We start from the raw sequence: 14,829 nt of genomic DNA on the forward strand, positions 1-14,829 counted from the left end.
AGAAAGACGAATTGAAAATAGAGCTGGTTATCAATGCCTGGCTGTTTAATCAATATAATTAATAAACATTCTCATTTATAGTTTTATGAAAGAATATATCCATTCCTTATATAAAGCATATGCAAGACCACTGCCTGTCAGACTAATGGAAGCGCTAAAGTTGGATAAAGAATATATTAAAGCGGAGCAGAACTATCTTTATTATACAGAAGGGGAAGCTGAAATTAAAGTACTGGATTTTATCAACGGCTATGGTTGTGCCTTACTAGGGCACAACCATCCCGATTTACTCAAATACCTTCACCAGTTGCAGGAAAGGAAAATCCCTGTTCACACTCAACTGTCCATAAAAAAAGGAACCGCTTTACTGGCTAAGAAAATAAATGACCTGATTGCACACAAAAGCAACAAAGAATATATAACAACACTGGCCAACTCCGGTTCAGAGGCTGTTGAAGCTGCGATTAAACATGCTTATTTAAACTACAACAACAAATTATCCGGCATAATTAAAAAGGTTGAATCAACTCTGTTGAATATTAAAGTGCACGGCCAGAATCGCCCTTTCAAGATTACCTTTAATCATCTATCCTACTCAACATTTGAGGATTTCAAAAACGCAATAATCAAACATAACGAAAAATGTATCAAGAATAGCCCACCTTTGATCCTGGCTTCTAGGAATTCCTATCATGGCAAAACACTGGCTGCACTTTCCGTTACCTATCGCGAGCAATACAGACGCCCTTTTTTATCCGACAATCAAACCAATAACCTTTTCTTTGATTGGGACGAAAAAGACGTTAAAAAACTTGTTGATGAAAACCAATTTAAACTGGTTGTTCCGGTATTGAAAAAAGATGGATATATAACGATTAAAGAATTTGAAATAAACAGAATTGCAGGATTAATAATTGAACCTATCTTAGGCGAAGGCGGTGTTTTACCTGTACCCCATCCATTTCTTAAGTTTTTGCGAGAAATAACAGCAGTCAATCATATCCCTCTAATATTCGACGAAGTACAATCTGGATGCTTTAGAACCGGAACTTTTCTATCATCCTTTAAGGCGGACGTATATGCCGACTACTATATTTTAGGTAAAGCCTTGGGAGGCGCAATGGTTAAAATAAGTGCTTTGGTAGTGGAACGTGAGCAATATATCTCAGAATTTGGCCTGAACCATACTTCAACTTTTGCAGAGGACGAATTGTCATCGCTTTTAGCCATTAAAAGCCTAGAAATAGCAGGTCACAAAAAGGAAGACATCATTACCAAAGGGAATATCATTAAAGAAAAACTGTTTGACCTAAAAAAGGAGTATCCTGAAATTATAACCGACATTAGAGGTGAAGGGTTAATGATAGGTATTGAATTCAAAGACTTTAGTTTCAGTCAGAGTTATGGTTTCCAACTGCTGTCTCGAAGTGGTTATTTGGGCTATGTGATTTCGGCCTGGCTGTTGAATCGAAAAAACATACGTGTTTCTGTCCCACTCTCTAACACTACCACAATACGGATCCATCCAAGTTTTTCGGTTACCGGTGCGGAAATTGAACACTTCATTAATTCCTTACAAGAGTTATGTGGTTTCCTTTATTATGAAGACTTGTATAAATTGATAGATTTTATGCTTGCTCCCAAATGGCAAAGTTTAAGGGGGATACAGGATTACAGACATGGAAAGATTGTTTTTGAAGATAGTGATATGGCAATGAACAAGGTTGGCTTTTTAGTCCATTATATTGATTTAAACACCGTGAAAGCTGCTGATCCATCATTAAAATTATTGGATGATGATACCCTAATGAAGTTGTTACATAATCTTTTGCCCATGGCCTGTCCGCTAATATTGGGCCGAAAAAATATAAGAAATGATCATGGAGATGTTGTTTCCATAACATTTTCCGGCTTATCATTTACCTCGCAAATGGTCAAAGATGCCTTTGCTGAACCAGGCGAGTCGCTAAGTTGTTACAGGAGGCTTTGCAATAACGCCATTCAAATTTTGAATGGCGAATTTGACATTTCAATAATTGGCTTAGGGCAGTTTACCTCAATATTATTAAAAAATGGAAAACTTGTACTGAATTCGAATGTAAATATAACTACAGGCAATAGCTACACGGTTTACACCGCTGTTCAAAATATTATAAAACACATCGAAAATTTGAACCTGACCAATATAAAGATGGCAGTTATTGGTGCTGGTGGTAACATAGCTTCTTCCATTTCCGGATTTCTGACGAATCGTTGTAGTGAGATACTTTTGATGGGTAATCATGGTAAATTAGGCAATAAGGCAAAAGAACATGGAAATAATTTGTTGTGGCACATAATGAAACACCTTTTCAGCGGACACCAGTACAACTCCAAATTGGAAGAAAAAATTTTCAACAGCCAACTTTATCAAAAAATTATCGCAAATTCTAATATGCCAGAAAGCAATAAATTATGGAACCTATTGCAAGATGAACTGGAAGACGAGAATCCCGTAAAAATTATAGACAATCTGGATCATTGTAACCAATGCGACTTAATAATTGTTGCCACCAACGAGGCCAAACCATTCCTTGAGTCGAAACATTTCAAAAAAGGCGCTGTAATTTGCGATATTTCTGTGCCACTAAATTGCACTCAGGAACTGCTGAACGATGACGATATAACTGTAATCAAAGGTGGTATTGTCACTTTGCCATCTATGGATAAAATGCCATTGAAAGGATTTCCTTTAAGGCAGGGAGAGGCATACGCTTGTATCAGCGAAACATTAATAATGGGGTTTAATAACAGCAATGAAACCTATTCTTTTGGACCGATACAACCTCAAAACGTTCTTCAGATTGGAAAAATAGGGAATAAGTATGGCTTCGGGAATGTGATGGGTAAAATGACTATACCTTAAAATATATTCAATTACTAAAACAAGCGCTATGTATGCTCCATCTATTACAGAACTTTACCGCCTTCCATATTCTAAAAACGATAATCCAAACGGTTGGATAGAAATTACCACCATGTGCAACTTAAAGTGTCCCGGTTGCTATCGTGGTTGCAACCGACCGGAAAATATTGGCAAACACGAACCTTTGGATAAAATCAAAGAGGAGATCTTACAATTGGAAAAAATCAGGAATTGCAAGATTATTTCTATTAGCGGTGGCGAACCACTAATGCACCCTAAATTATCCGAAATAATTGATTTTATCACCCAACAAGGAATGCAAGCTTTCGTGCATACCAATGGATTACTCCTTACGGTAGATCTTATTAAAAAACTGAAACTATCTGGTATGGTGGGTTTAATCATTCGGTTAGATTCTTTGATGGAGGAGAAAAAAAACCATACAGAAATCGAGCTCAACACCAAACGACAAAAATGGGCAGAAATGGTATCCTCTGTAAAAAATATCAACCTCGGCTTTATCTCTGTTGTTAACCATAAAAATTTGAATGAAATAACAGAGGTCATTCGTTGGGCTCAACAAAATGCCGAAGTAGTAGATTTTCTTACTCTTATTCCCATCCGGCAGGTTGTTTTTGATAAATCTGAAGTGCTTGAAACAAGTAATTGGGTCACTTTAGAAGAGATGTGCCAGGTCATCCATCAAGAATTCCCAAATCTGAAATATGCCTCTTACCTGGGCAGCCAACTTGAAAATTCAAGTATAAAATGGCTACAGGCTGGTTGGATGATTAAAGGAGGTGTTTTTGTGGATTATATCGACAAAAAATTCATTGAAGCCATACTCATGATATATCATTATAAATATGGTAAGTATTCGTATGTATTTAAAAATGGGAGAAACCAGATCACTTTTACGGAGTTGTTATTCCTAAGCTTATTAGTAAAAACCTTACGAACCAGCATCTTAAAACTCATTCTAAAGGTACTCTGCAAACCCTCATTGTTGTTTAAAAAAAACATAATACAAATATTAAGTTTTACTATACCTCCCGGATTTGTTGACGGTGAACGTGATTTGTGTGATGCCTGCCCCGATGCCATGTTGTACAACGGGAAACTAGTGCCATCTTGTGGCCTCGAGGAAATTAAAACATATGGAAAACCACTTTCATCTAATCTTTTTGATAAGTCGCCTCTATAAATTTTAACTACTGCAAAACAATTTCATTATTCCTCTTATTTAATTCACACTTCAAAAATGGCAATTCGTCATCTTAATGTAATCTTACCAATAATTAGAGTTTAATTTTACATTCAATATGATGATCATCTTACATACTCTGTCATCATATATCACAACCTAAAATTATTTGTATGGAAGAAATTTACATTACTATTGGCAGATTTATACTGGATATATTAATTATTGGCGTTGTGACTTATTACGGCGTTAAAGAAATAAGAAAAACGAGTAGTTAAACTTTGGAGGGTATAAAAAGAATGGGCAATTATGATAGGTGCGAGTAGTTTAGATCGCACTTCGTGGCAAAAAGAGTTTCGGGACGCAGGAGAAGAGACTGCACAGATTAAGAAAAATGATAATATTAATATCCCTGAAAATATTTTCACCATACCCAGAGCCGACTTTTTGCGCATTGAAAAAATGATCCATATTGGCTGCGATTTCAGTGACATCCTTCAATTCAATGTAACAGCGTACTTTCAGGCCATCAACAAAAAAAAGGTAAACATCAAATGTATGCCATTACCTTCAACGGAGTTCGGACTATGCAGATAAATCGCATTCAGGAATGCTAACAGGTATAAAAATAGAACTGGCGGAAAAAAACAAAAGTTACCTTAAGGAACGTACGTAGTTACTCTTTACATGAAAACGTCAACTACTGCGTTACCTTTGTCAGAAAATACTCATCCGGCAGCTGCCTGATTCTGTTTTATATGGCTTAACAAGCCTCCGCTTTGGCAGAGCAGGCTTTGTCTTTGACGCCTTCTTATCAAAGACTTCGAAATAAAGGAGCTTTCTTACAGGCATTTTTTAGTACGATCTAACAATTTCTGCTATTCCATTTACCCACACTTCGGAATCGTTAAGGCTTTCGACCAGTTGAAGCTTTTCGCCCCCATTCTCGAGGAATTCTTCGTTGTATTCAAATCCTATTTCCACTTCTGTTTCCAGACAATCAGTCACAAACGCTGGCGATACAACCAAAACTCTCTTCTTTCCCCTGTTTAAAAGATCCCTTAATACATCATCGGTAAAGGGCATTAACCAATTTTTGCTTAATCGGCTTTGGAAAGAAACGGTGTATTTTTCTTTTTCCAGCCCTAGTTCCTTTGCCATAAGCCTTGTCGTTTGATAACAAGTAGCCTTATAACAATTCCTTCCATGATCTGGCATAGCAACATGGCAAGAACATTCAGGACTTTTAATTGGGGGATGTAATTTATTCACTTGTCTATCGGGTAAGCCATGGTACGAAAACACTACATGGTCATAACTGTCAATATCGTGCTTTTTGATGTTATGAACAAATGCACCGATAAATGCCGGATGATCATAAAACTGGTCTACATATTTGATGGTGGGCAGTTTTTTCCAGTTTTTAACTTCCCTATTAACTTTGTTGATGGTAGACAAGGTTGTGGATGTTGCATATTGCGGATAGTGTGGCAAAACAATCAGTTCTTCATAATTGTTTTTCTGAATTTCTTTCAACACATACTTAAGAGATGGGTTTCCGTAGCGCATGGCCGAATAAACATCATATTCGCCCTTCAGCTTGTCGTTGAGTTTTTTAACCAATCGGGATTGATAAAACATTAATGGGGAACCGTCCTTAGTCCATAACCGCTGATATAACTTGGTAGAATTATTTAACCGAAAAGGAATGATAATCAGATTAACCAGTATTTTTTGCAAAAGCCACGGAATGTCTATCACCAACCTATCGTTTAAAAACTCAAACAAGAATCTGCGCACAGCCTTCTTTTCTGGCTTATCCGGTGTACCGATATTGATGATTAATAATGCTTTCTTCATGTATACAATTGACTTTTAGGCAAAAAAAAACAGATAAATAATTGATTACTAAAGTATCCTCGATAATTCCAAGGCTTGCTGCACCCTATCGGCCATTCCTATGCCATCCCTTATATTTCCCGCTAAATGCAATCCCTCAACTTCCATTTCTATCCGGTCAATGGCTTCATACCGTTCTTTGGTTGAAATATCGTATTGGGGAATGGCATTCTGATAGCGGAACACTTTGAATAGATCAGGTTGTTCCGCACAATATAAAGTGGACTCAATTTCTGCCAAAACCATATCCCGAATCTCTTCGTCCGACTTCAATATCATTTCAGGTTTTTTGATGCCACCAACAAAAACAGATAAAACGGCACCTTCTTTGGGGCTTCTTCCTGCAAACAAAGCGCTTGGAAACAGGATACCCAGGATATCCCTTTTTTCAATGCCAGGCACTAACCCTCCAAAGGCATTCAGTTTTTTCCCCGTCCATTGTTTATAACCGACCACCACCTGAACCACTTTGGCATAGGTAATATTAGCGATTGGTTTCAATAGTTCCTTCTGAACAAATGGTAAAATATCCAGCAATCCCTTCCCTCCGAATGTTGTTACTATCTGAGAAGAATTTATAGATACCGCTTCCCCGTTATCCGCTTTAAATTCTGAGGTAAATCCGGCTTCAGTTTTTTTAATCTTAAGCGCTTGGCATCCACAAAAAATTGCTTCGTCCGAAATATTATGCTCCAATGCCGAGATCAGCTTATTCAATCCACCTTTGGCCGAGAACACCTCGCGGCTCACTCGCTTTTGCAACTCAGTTTTGGGTTCTTTTTTCTTTTTGATGGCACCGCGTATAAAACTTCCATAATTCTGTTCCAAATTATAGAGTTTGGGCAGGGCATAACGGGTGATCAGTTTTACAGGATCACCGGCATAGATACCCGAGACAAATGGATCAACCGCATAATCCAGAAAACTTTGCCCTAATCGTCGTTTAACCAATTCTGCCAGCGTTTCATCCGGGTTAGCACCTTTCTTTCGCCAAGGTTCTCCCAATATTCTAAATTTATCTTTTAACTTAAATAGGGGCGTTGAAATAGCCTTTAACAAACCAGAAGGAAGAGGCTCCCATTTGCCACTTTTCAAAATCCATCTTTCATCAGCTTCAGGATTGGGTGTGACCAGCTCGCAACTCCCTTTTAAATCATCAAATAACTGCACAATACCTTCGGTTCCTATCACACCTGTATTGGGGCCTTTTTCGTAGACAAATCCTTCTTCTTCCGCCGTGCTGATCACGCCGCCAACCCTATCATTTTTTTCAAGAAGCATTACTTTCTTACCCGCTTTTTCTAAGTAAAAAGCCAGTGTTAATCCGGTAAGCCCCGCACCAACTATTACAATGTCAACTTTATTATCCGCCATCTTTATAGTGAGTTTGAATATCTCTTATTACTACCTTGCAAAGCTGGATCAAAAGCTGCTACAATATTCCGGATAAACATGGTACCTAACTCCGTGATCTCGATTTGCTCATCTGTAAAGTCGATTAATTCATCCTCCTTAAATTGTTTCAAAACAAGTTCGTCATAACCAATCAGCTTTTTGATGGTTAAGGCATCGCTTGAAAAATCTTTGGCAACGATATGCCAGTCGATAAATTTATTACACATTAACTCATTTATCACGGTTCTGATCATTTTTTGCTCCTTGGTAACCATAACCCCTTTTTCAACCGGTAGTATTTCTTTCTCTATCGATTCGATATATTTTTTTACCTCTTTCGTATTCTGGATATAACCGCCAGAGAGCTGACTAATGGACGAAACACCTACCGCATAAACCTGTCCCGTTGTTCGCCTGGTACAATAACCCTGAAAGTTACGGTGTAATTGGTGTTTTTCAAGTGCCTGGCAAAGTTCATCCTCTGGCAAGGCGTAATGGTCGAGACCGATAGATATATAACCTGCCTTTAAAAGCATGGCATATGCAGCCAAAAACATGTCCAATTTATCATCGGCACTGGGTAATCCTTTTTCGTCCAAAATCTTTTGGTGTTCTTTGAACCACGGTACATGGGCGTATGAGAATGTCACCAACCTGTCCGGCTTGATTTCAATAGCTTGTTGAATAGATTCACAAAAACTTTTTGTTGTTTGACCGGGCAAGCCGTAAATAAAGTCCAGGTTCACGGCAAATTTCTCATTTTCCGACTTCACATATTTAACCAAATCACCCACCGGCAAGGCTGATGGCTTACGGTTGACATCTTGTAAAACACATTCGTCAAAATCCTGTATACCAAAACTAAAACGATTAAAACCAGCTTTGAACAACTCATCTAAATAAGGGTAAGACAGGTGAGCTGGATTACATTCAATCGCAATTTCCGGATTTTCGATTAAATCAAACGCATCAAAAAGGATATCATTAATCTCTTTTAGATAGGATGCTTTAATGGCGTTGGGCGTTCCTCCTCCATAATGAATTTGGGAAATCTTACGTCCTCTATCAATCTTGTTTATAATTAGCGAGATCTCCTTTTTCAGTGCATCCATATAATTTCTGATCTCATCTGCCCTACCCATTTTTATGGCATTGCATCCACAGTAATGGCAAATCTGTGCACAGAAGGGAATGTGGATATAAAAGGCAACATTCTGTGGTTCTTCCTCATTTGATTTTACCAGAAGATGATTAAAATCATCTACCTTAAAATCATCCGTAAAATGATTTGCGGGAGGATAACTGGTATATCTAGGAACAGGAACATTATATTTATCGAGTAATTGCTTATTTACTTTCATTTTGTGTTAAGGACTTATGAACACGGAGTCGCAGGGACACAAAGTTCAATTTAATTTTATTGTACTATTATAATTATGTAGCGTTTGTTTTGTTCACCGAGGCAATAAAATAAGATGAACAGTAAGATTGCAAAAATAGCAAATTATATTCAACAAATTCTTTGGTTTGTTGAATAAGCCAATGCGTGAATCACAATCCAAATGACAACTGGCTAGTGCACCAATGACTATTGACGGAGAACGTTACTTCCTTACCAAGTCATCGAGCATAGCATCCACTGTCGGGAATTGAAATGGGAAATTTAAATCCAACAAACGTTGAGGTTTTACTTTCTGTCCCTTAAGAAGCACACTGGCACCATCCCCAAACACCATCTTCATCATGAACTTGCTGGCTTTAAAAAGGACCGGTCTATTAAGCTTTTGGCCTAGTTTTTTCGAAAAATATTGATTCGACACCATATCCGGGGCCACCAAATTATAGACTCCATTCGATTCCGGATTTTTAAGGATGTACCAGATGGCCGAAAGAAAGTCGTTGATGTGAATGCATGGAAACGATTGCAAGCCATCACCGACTACTGCTCCCAGACCCATTTTAAAAGAAGGCAACATCTTGGCCAACGCTCCTTGTTTGGCATCCAGCACCACACCAATGCGCATAACCGCCAGCTTAACATTCATGGAAGTTAATGGTGCTAAAGCAGATTCCCAGTCCTTGCAAACCGAGGCCAAAAAGTCATCTCCCAGCCTGTCCGAAAATTCATCATGTTCATAAACATCATCGTAAATACCCACTGCCGAAGATGAGAGGACAATGGAGGGCTTATTTTTAGCCAACCCAATCGCTTCTACCAGCAGCTTGGTGGTTTCAACCCTGCTGTCGCGAATAGTTTTTTTATAGCTGGATGTCCATTTTTTTAGAATAGGAGCACCAGCTAAATTAATTAACATATTAGCACCTTCAATTTTATCAGCGATTGTTTTGGGACTTCCTTTAAAGTCTTGACGAGATATATTTACCACTTCAAAACCATTCTCCTTAAAAAAAAGGCCAATTCTAGAACCTAAAAAACCTGTACCTCCGGTTAAGCAAATCTTCATAACTATATTACTGGTTATATTTTGTAACGATGCATAAAATTAGAAAAAGTTTTATCCAAACTAAGTATTGCGATACTTAACTCCTGAATAAGGGTGCCGATCTATTTGAGAAAAGGTTATTATACCTGATGAACTTCAAATTTATCGATGATGTCGAATCCATATCACTTCTTACCTTTTCTTACCAGATTGATTTGTCGATTCACACGAAAGGGAAAACCAACAAAAGACCATTTTGTGAACATCTTCACCTAACTTTGACAACTCAATTCCGGGCAATTTCAGTAATTACGTTTAAAAAGCCCAAATGAATTACGTTCTTTTTCTCCCATTGAAAAACAAAACATTAAAATGAAACGTTCTCTTAATCTTACACTTGCCTTGACTTAACATATGTAAGCTTTTACTTTGATTGTTCGTGCCCCAGGAGCTTCTCCAACTCTTCTGGTGTTACCCCATGGTTTATCTCGCCCGCATGAAAATACGATATCTTTCCGGTCTCTTCCGAAACCACGATAGCCGAAGCATCGGTTGCTTCTGTTACACCGAGTGCAGCCCGATGCCTTAGTCCCAGTTTTTTCGGCAGGTCAAAACTTTGCGACACAGGTAATATACAGCCTGCCGCTTTTATTTTGTTTTGCGCCACAATAACCGCCCCATCGTGCAACGGACTATTCTTAAAAAAAATATTTTCTAACAAACGACTTGAAATTACGGCATTCACCAACTCTCCCGTCTGCACATAATCCAACAATTCCGATTTTTTAGATATCACGATGATAGCCCCTGTTTTTGTTCTAGCCAGATTCTGACAGGTTCGTACAATGGGTTTATTATAGATGTTCATGACACCTGTTGAGGGAGTGGAAAATATTTTTTCGAATGAGAAACGATTGGCTATGTTATATTTGGTACCCATCAGCAGAAAAAAACGCCTTATCTCCTGCTGAAATACAACAATTAGAGCTATCACCCCCACATTTACAATATTGTCTATTATGGCAGTGGACAACTCCATATTTAAAAACTTGATAAAAAGCCAAAAAGCAATAAATGCAAACAATCCGAAAAAGATATTCTGAGCTACCGTACCCCTAATAAGCTTATAGAGCCTGTACATCAGGTAAGCCACCAGTGTAATATCAATTACGTCAATAAATCGTATATCTAAAAATGTCATATTATTCTTTTGTGCATGCTAATTACACGAATTTATCTTATTTAAACAATATAATAGCGGGTTAATTATAACCGCCTCCGGTCAGTTTTAAAATCCTGTCGTCAGAGATCTCAAAATGTATGAAATATATTAACCACGAAGCTTTTTATATATTCCCACGCACTCTCTTGCTTCTTTAACATCGTGTACCCTTAATATTTCAGCTCCTCTTTCTAAAGCCAACATATTTAGGGCTGTGGTTCCGTTTAAAGCCTCTTCGGGTGTACCATTAAACAATTTGTATATCATCGATTTTCGCGATATTCCAATTAGTAAAGGTAACTCCAAAAGTTTTAATTCATTCAATCGTTTCATCAGCTCGTAGTTGTGCTCCATTGATTTTCCAAAACCAAAACCCGGGTCAATAATTACATCATGAACGCCCAGCAAACCCAACTTTCGTTTCTTTTCTGCCAAATAATCAATCACTTCAAAAACCACATCTTTTTCGTAAAACGGATTTAGCTGCATATTTTGCGGTGTACCCTTCATATGCATCATAATATAAGCCACATTTAACTCTGCTACCGTCTGAAACATCCTGTCATCCATTTCCCCTGCCGAAATATCGTTAATAATATCCACCTGAAAAGTTTTTACAACCTGTTTGGCTATTTCCGACCGAAATGTATCCACAGAAATGATGCTGTCTGGAAACTTGTTTCTTGCCAACTCCAAAACTGACAGCAACCGTTTTAACTCTTCCTTTTCACTTATATGTTGAGCACCGGGACGAGAGGAATAGGCTCCGATATCTATTATATCGGCTCCCTCCTTTAACATCTTTGTTAATCTTTGCAGTACGAATTTATTATCTTTGTATCTACCTCCATCAAAAAAGGAATCTGGAGTGATGTTAAGAATACCCATTACCAAAGGACTACTCACATCCAGTAATTTCCCATTACAGTTTATAGTTTTGGGTTTATTTAAAAAACCGTTTGATTTTTGCATGAATTGACTTTTAATGATGCAAAAGTAGTTTAATCATGTAATATTTAAAACGGGAAAAGTGTAACAGTCATTCTATTTTCGGTCGATTTGTCAGCTAAAATAGTAATATCGTCAGGGATCCTCTAACAAAACGTCAGTTTGTTTCTTATTTTAATTTCGCATTTACCATTCCAAAGAACAACTTTACATACACAATATCAACACATTACGATATTTATATTTAACATATCACATTTATACATATCTATTTATTTGGATATTTACATTTATGGATTTATATTTGAAACCTCAAAAGCAACAAATTTGAATAAAAATGACAATAACTATGCATACAAAAAAACTATTCATCTTAACACTAAGCATTTGTTTAGGTGTTTTATGGCCTGCAAAAGCTCAAGACTCAGGTAATGTTTTTACCCTGAATCAAATATTGGAAATGGCTAATAGCAATAACAGCGAGATTCTTAAGAGCCTGGCGGATGCTAAAAGCGCCAAAGCCGATAATCAACAGGCAAACGCAGGTATTTTGCCATCTGTTGAACTTTCAGGCACATATTATTCAACGACAGACCCGCTCAATGCTTTTGGTTTTAAATTACAGCAAGCCATTGTAACAGGGGACGATTTTACCCCAAGTCTATTAAACGACCCAGGCAGTATCAACAATTTCCATACTCAGATAAAAATAGAGCAACCATTAATTAATGTGGATGCCTGGATGGGAAAAAGTGCCGCCACAAAGAAAGTGAAAGCCGTTGAACTAAAAAGTGAATATACAAAATCACATATTCATTACCTATTAAAACAAACCTATTATGCCCTGCAACTGGCCAAAGGTAGAAAATTGGTTATTGAAAAGGCGCACAAAGCTTCTGCGGCTTATTTACAAATGGCCGAGGATAACCTGGAACAAGGTTATATGAAAGAGGCCGATCTGCTGGCTATTAAGGTTAGAGCCCTTGAATTGGACGCTCAAATGAAAGCCGCCGTAAATCAAGAAAAATCCATCAAAGAGTCACTTAACTTTTTAATAGGACGAGATATTAACCTTCCATTGGAAGTGGCAGACTCCATTCATAAAGTAAACTTCTCTTTTTCGGGATTGAATACGGTAATCAACAGAGCCGATGTAGTGGCGATGCAATATGGCATGGAAGCCAGAAAGCTGATGAAGAAAAGCAGTGCGTTCAGTTTTGCTCCCAGGATTAACGCCTTTGGCATGTACAATATGTACGATGCCGATCTAGGAGGTTTCGATGCGGACAGCTATATGTTAGGAATCAACCTTCAGTGGAAATTGTTTAACGGAGGAAAAAACCTGGGCAAACTGAATAAGTCGAAGGCAGAATTCCATAAATCGGAAATAGAATATCAGGAATATCTCGACAAAGGAAATATGGAACTGATGCAGGCCAAAAGAGATATTGCGGTTAACGAAAGTCAGCTGTTAACTTATAAAATGGCTGCAGAACAAGCACAAGAGTCGTTAAGGATTAGAACGAACCGCTATGAGGAAGGAATGGAAAGAACATCGGACCTATTAATGGCGGAAGCCACATCAGCCGAAAACGAATTAAAGCATTTAAATGCAATTTACAACTATAATATCTCAGTGTTCAAATACGAGCTGCTCTCATCAGAATCAGCTTCTAAATAAAATCTCAATTAGTAAATAATAAAAAACTCAAAATAACTATGAATCTTTCAAAATTATTCATGCTTGTAATAGCTGCGGGAATGTTGCTACAAAGTTGCGGCAGTCGCGAAAAAGAGGAAACCCAGAAAGCAGGTGTGCCTGTACAAACTATTGCCATTAAGGCATCGGAGGTACCTAAATCCTATCAATATCCGGGAACTGTTGCTTCGGTAAAAAAATCGACCTTGAGCACCCGCATCATGGGGCAAATAAACAAGGTTTATGTGCATGAGGGCGATAAAGTCGAAAAAGGACAGCTATTACTGGCTATCCGAAGTAACGATATCATGGCTAAAAAAAGTCAGGTTGAAGCCAACATACTAGAAGTGAAAGCAGCCTACAAAAATGCAGAAACCGATTTCAACAGAATCAGTAACTTGTACGAAAAGAAAAGTGCAACTAAAAAGGAATTGGACGATATCACCACTCATTTTAATATGATGAAAGCCCGATTGGAGGCCGCCAGCAAGGCAAAGGCCGAAGTGGAAGCCATGATGATGTATGCCAATATCCGCGCACCTTATTCAGGTGTGGTTACCAACAGTTTTGTGGATGCGGGCGATATGGCCAATCCGGGAATGCCCTTGCTGGCAGTTGAAGCACCGGGACAGTTCGAGGTGATTACCCGTGTTCCAGAATCGGAGATCGATTTGGTTGCCAAAGACGATACCGTTTATGTAGCCTTAAAAAACTGCGACGAAGATGTTATGGGCGTTATTTCCAGGGTGAGTACTTCAAGTATGTTATCCGGTGCCCAGTTCGAAACCCGAGTTTCATTACTGCCAAACGAAAAGCAAAAAGATGCTTTGAGAAGCGGCATGTTTGCCCAGGTGAAATTAACCAAGGGAAGCAATAAAAAAATAATGGTATCTAAAGATTTAATTGTCAACAGAGGCCAGTTAACCGGCATATGGACCGTTGGCGAATCTAAAGCCGCACTGTTGCGTTGGGTGCGTCTGGGTAAAAGCAATGCAAATCAGGTTGAGATTCTCTCGGGACTTTTGGAAGGGGACCAACTGATTGTAAAATGTGACGAGAGGTTGTACGACGGGATGGCTTTAGAACTTTAATTACTAACCAAACTAATTGTTT

General features: G+C 38.1%; 11 protein-coding genes. 5 read left to right on the forward strand and 6 right to left on the reverse strand.

Annotated elements, in window-relative coordinates; genetic code table 11:
• Positions 1-85 precede the first annotated feature (85 nt).
• The 3 genes from ACRD64_RS08105 (at position 86) to ACRD64_RS08115 (ending at position 4,706) form a co-directional block, all read left to right on the forward strand.
• Positions 86-2,905, forward strand: a complete 2,820-nt coding sequence (locus tag ACRD64_RS08105; protein WP_430932794.1) for an aminotransferase class III-fold pyridoxal phosphate-dependent enzyme — start codon at positions 86-88, stop codon at positions 2,903-2,905.
• A 28-nt stretch (positions 2,906-2,933) separates the two neighbouring features.
• Positions 2,934-4,109, forward strand: coding sequence for a radical SAM protein (locus ACRD64_RS08110; protein ID WP_430932795.1), 1,176 nt, complete (start codon positions 2,934-2,936; stop codon positions 4,107-4,109).
• Positions 4,110-4,418: 309 nt separating this feature from the next.
• Positions 4,419-4,706 carry a hypothetical protein gene (locus ACRD64_RS08115; RefSeq protein WP_430932796.1) on the forward strand — a complete coding sequence of 96 codons (288 nt, stop codon included), beginning with the start codon at positions 4,419-4,421 and terminating at the stop codon, positions 4,704-4,706.
• Between the two features lie 258 nt (positions 4,707-4,964).
• Here ACRD64_RS08115 and hemH read toward each other — a convergent pair whose 3' ends face one another.
• The 6 genes from hemH to folP all read right to left on the reverse strand — a co-directional run bounded on the left by hemH (position 4,965) and on the right by folP (position 12,041).
• On the reverse strand, positions 4,965-5,969 hold the full coding sequence (hemH, locus tag ACRD64_RS08120; protein WP_430932797.1) for a ferrochelatase: 1,005 nt from the start codon (positions 5,967-5,969) through the stop codon (positions 4,965-4,967).
• A 48-nt stretch (positions 5,970-6,017) separates the two neighbouring features.
• Positions 6,018-7,382, reverse strand: coding sequence for a protoporphyrinogen oxidase (gene hemG / locus ACRD64_RS08125; protein ID WP_430932798.1), 1,365 nt, complete (start codon positions 7,380-7,382; stop codon positions 6,018-6,020).
• A 2-nt stretch (positions 7,383-7,384) separates the two neighbouring features.
• The gene (hemN, locus tag ACRD64_RS08130) at positions 7,385-8,764 is read right to left on the reverse strand and encodes an oxygen-independent coproporphyrinogen III oxidase (RefSeq protein ID WP_430932799.1); all 1,380 of its coding nucleotides are present in this window, start codon (positions 8,762-8,764) and stop codon (positions 7,385-7,387) included.
• 243 nt (positions 8,765-9,007) lie between these two features.
• Positions 9,008-9,868 (reverse strand): TIGR01777 family oxidoreductase, encoded by an 861-nt coding sequence (locus ACRD64_RS08135; protein ID WP_430932800.1) that lies wholly within the window; start codon positions 9,866-9,868, stop codon positions 9,008-9,010.
• 403 nt (positions 9,869-10,271) lie between these two features.
• Entirely contained in the window at positions 10,272-11,048 is a 777-nt protein-coding gene (cdaA, locus tag ACRD64_RS08140; protein ID WP_430932801.1) for a diadenylate cyclase CdaA, read from the reverse strand.
• Positions 11,049-11,177: 129 nt separating this feature from the next.
• Positions 11,178-12,041, reverse strand: a complete 864-nt coding sequence (gene folP, locus ACRD64_RS08145) for a dihydropteroate synthase (protein ID WP_430932802.1) — start codon at positions 12,039-12,041, stop codon at positions 11,178-11,180.
• 325 nt (positions 12,042-12,366) lie between these two features.
• Between folP and ACRD64_RS08150 the strand changes: the two genes are divergently transcribed.
• On the forward strand, positions 12,367-13,698 hold the full coding sequence (locus ACRD64_RS08150; protein ID WP_430932803.1) for a TolC family protein: 1,332 nt from the start codon (positions 12,367-12,369) through the stop codon (positions 13,696-13,698).
• A gap of 38 nt (positions 13,699-13,736) precedes the next feature.
• Entirely contained in the window at positions 13,737-14,807 is a 1,071-nt protein-coding gene (locus tag ACRD64_RS08155; protein WP_430932804.1) for an efflux RND transporter periplasmic adaptor subunit, read from the forward strand.
• Positions 14,808-14,829 lie beyond the last annotated feature (22 nt).

The organism is Saccharicrinis sp. 156 (assembly GCF_050589685.1).
Taxonomy (GTDB): Bacteria; Bacteroidota; Bacteroidia; order Bacteroidales; family Marinilabiliaceae; genus Saccharicrinis.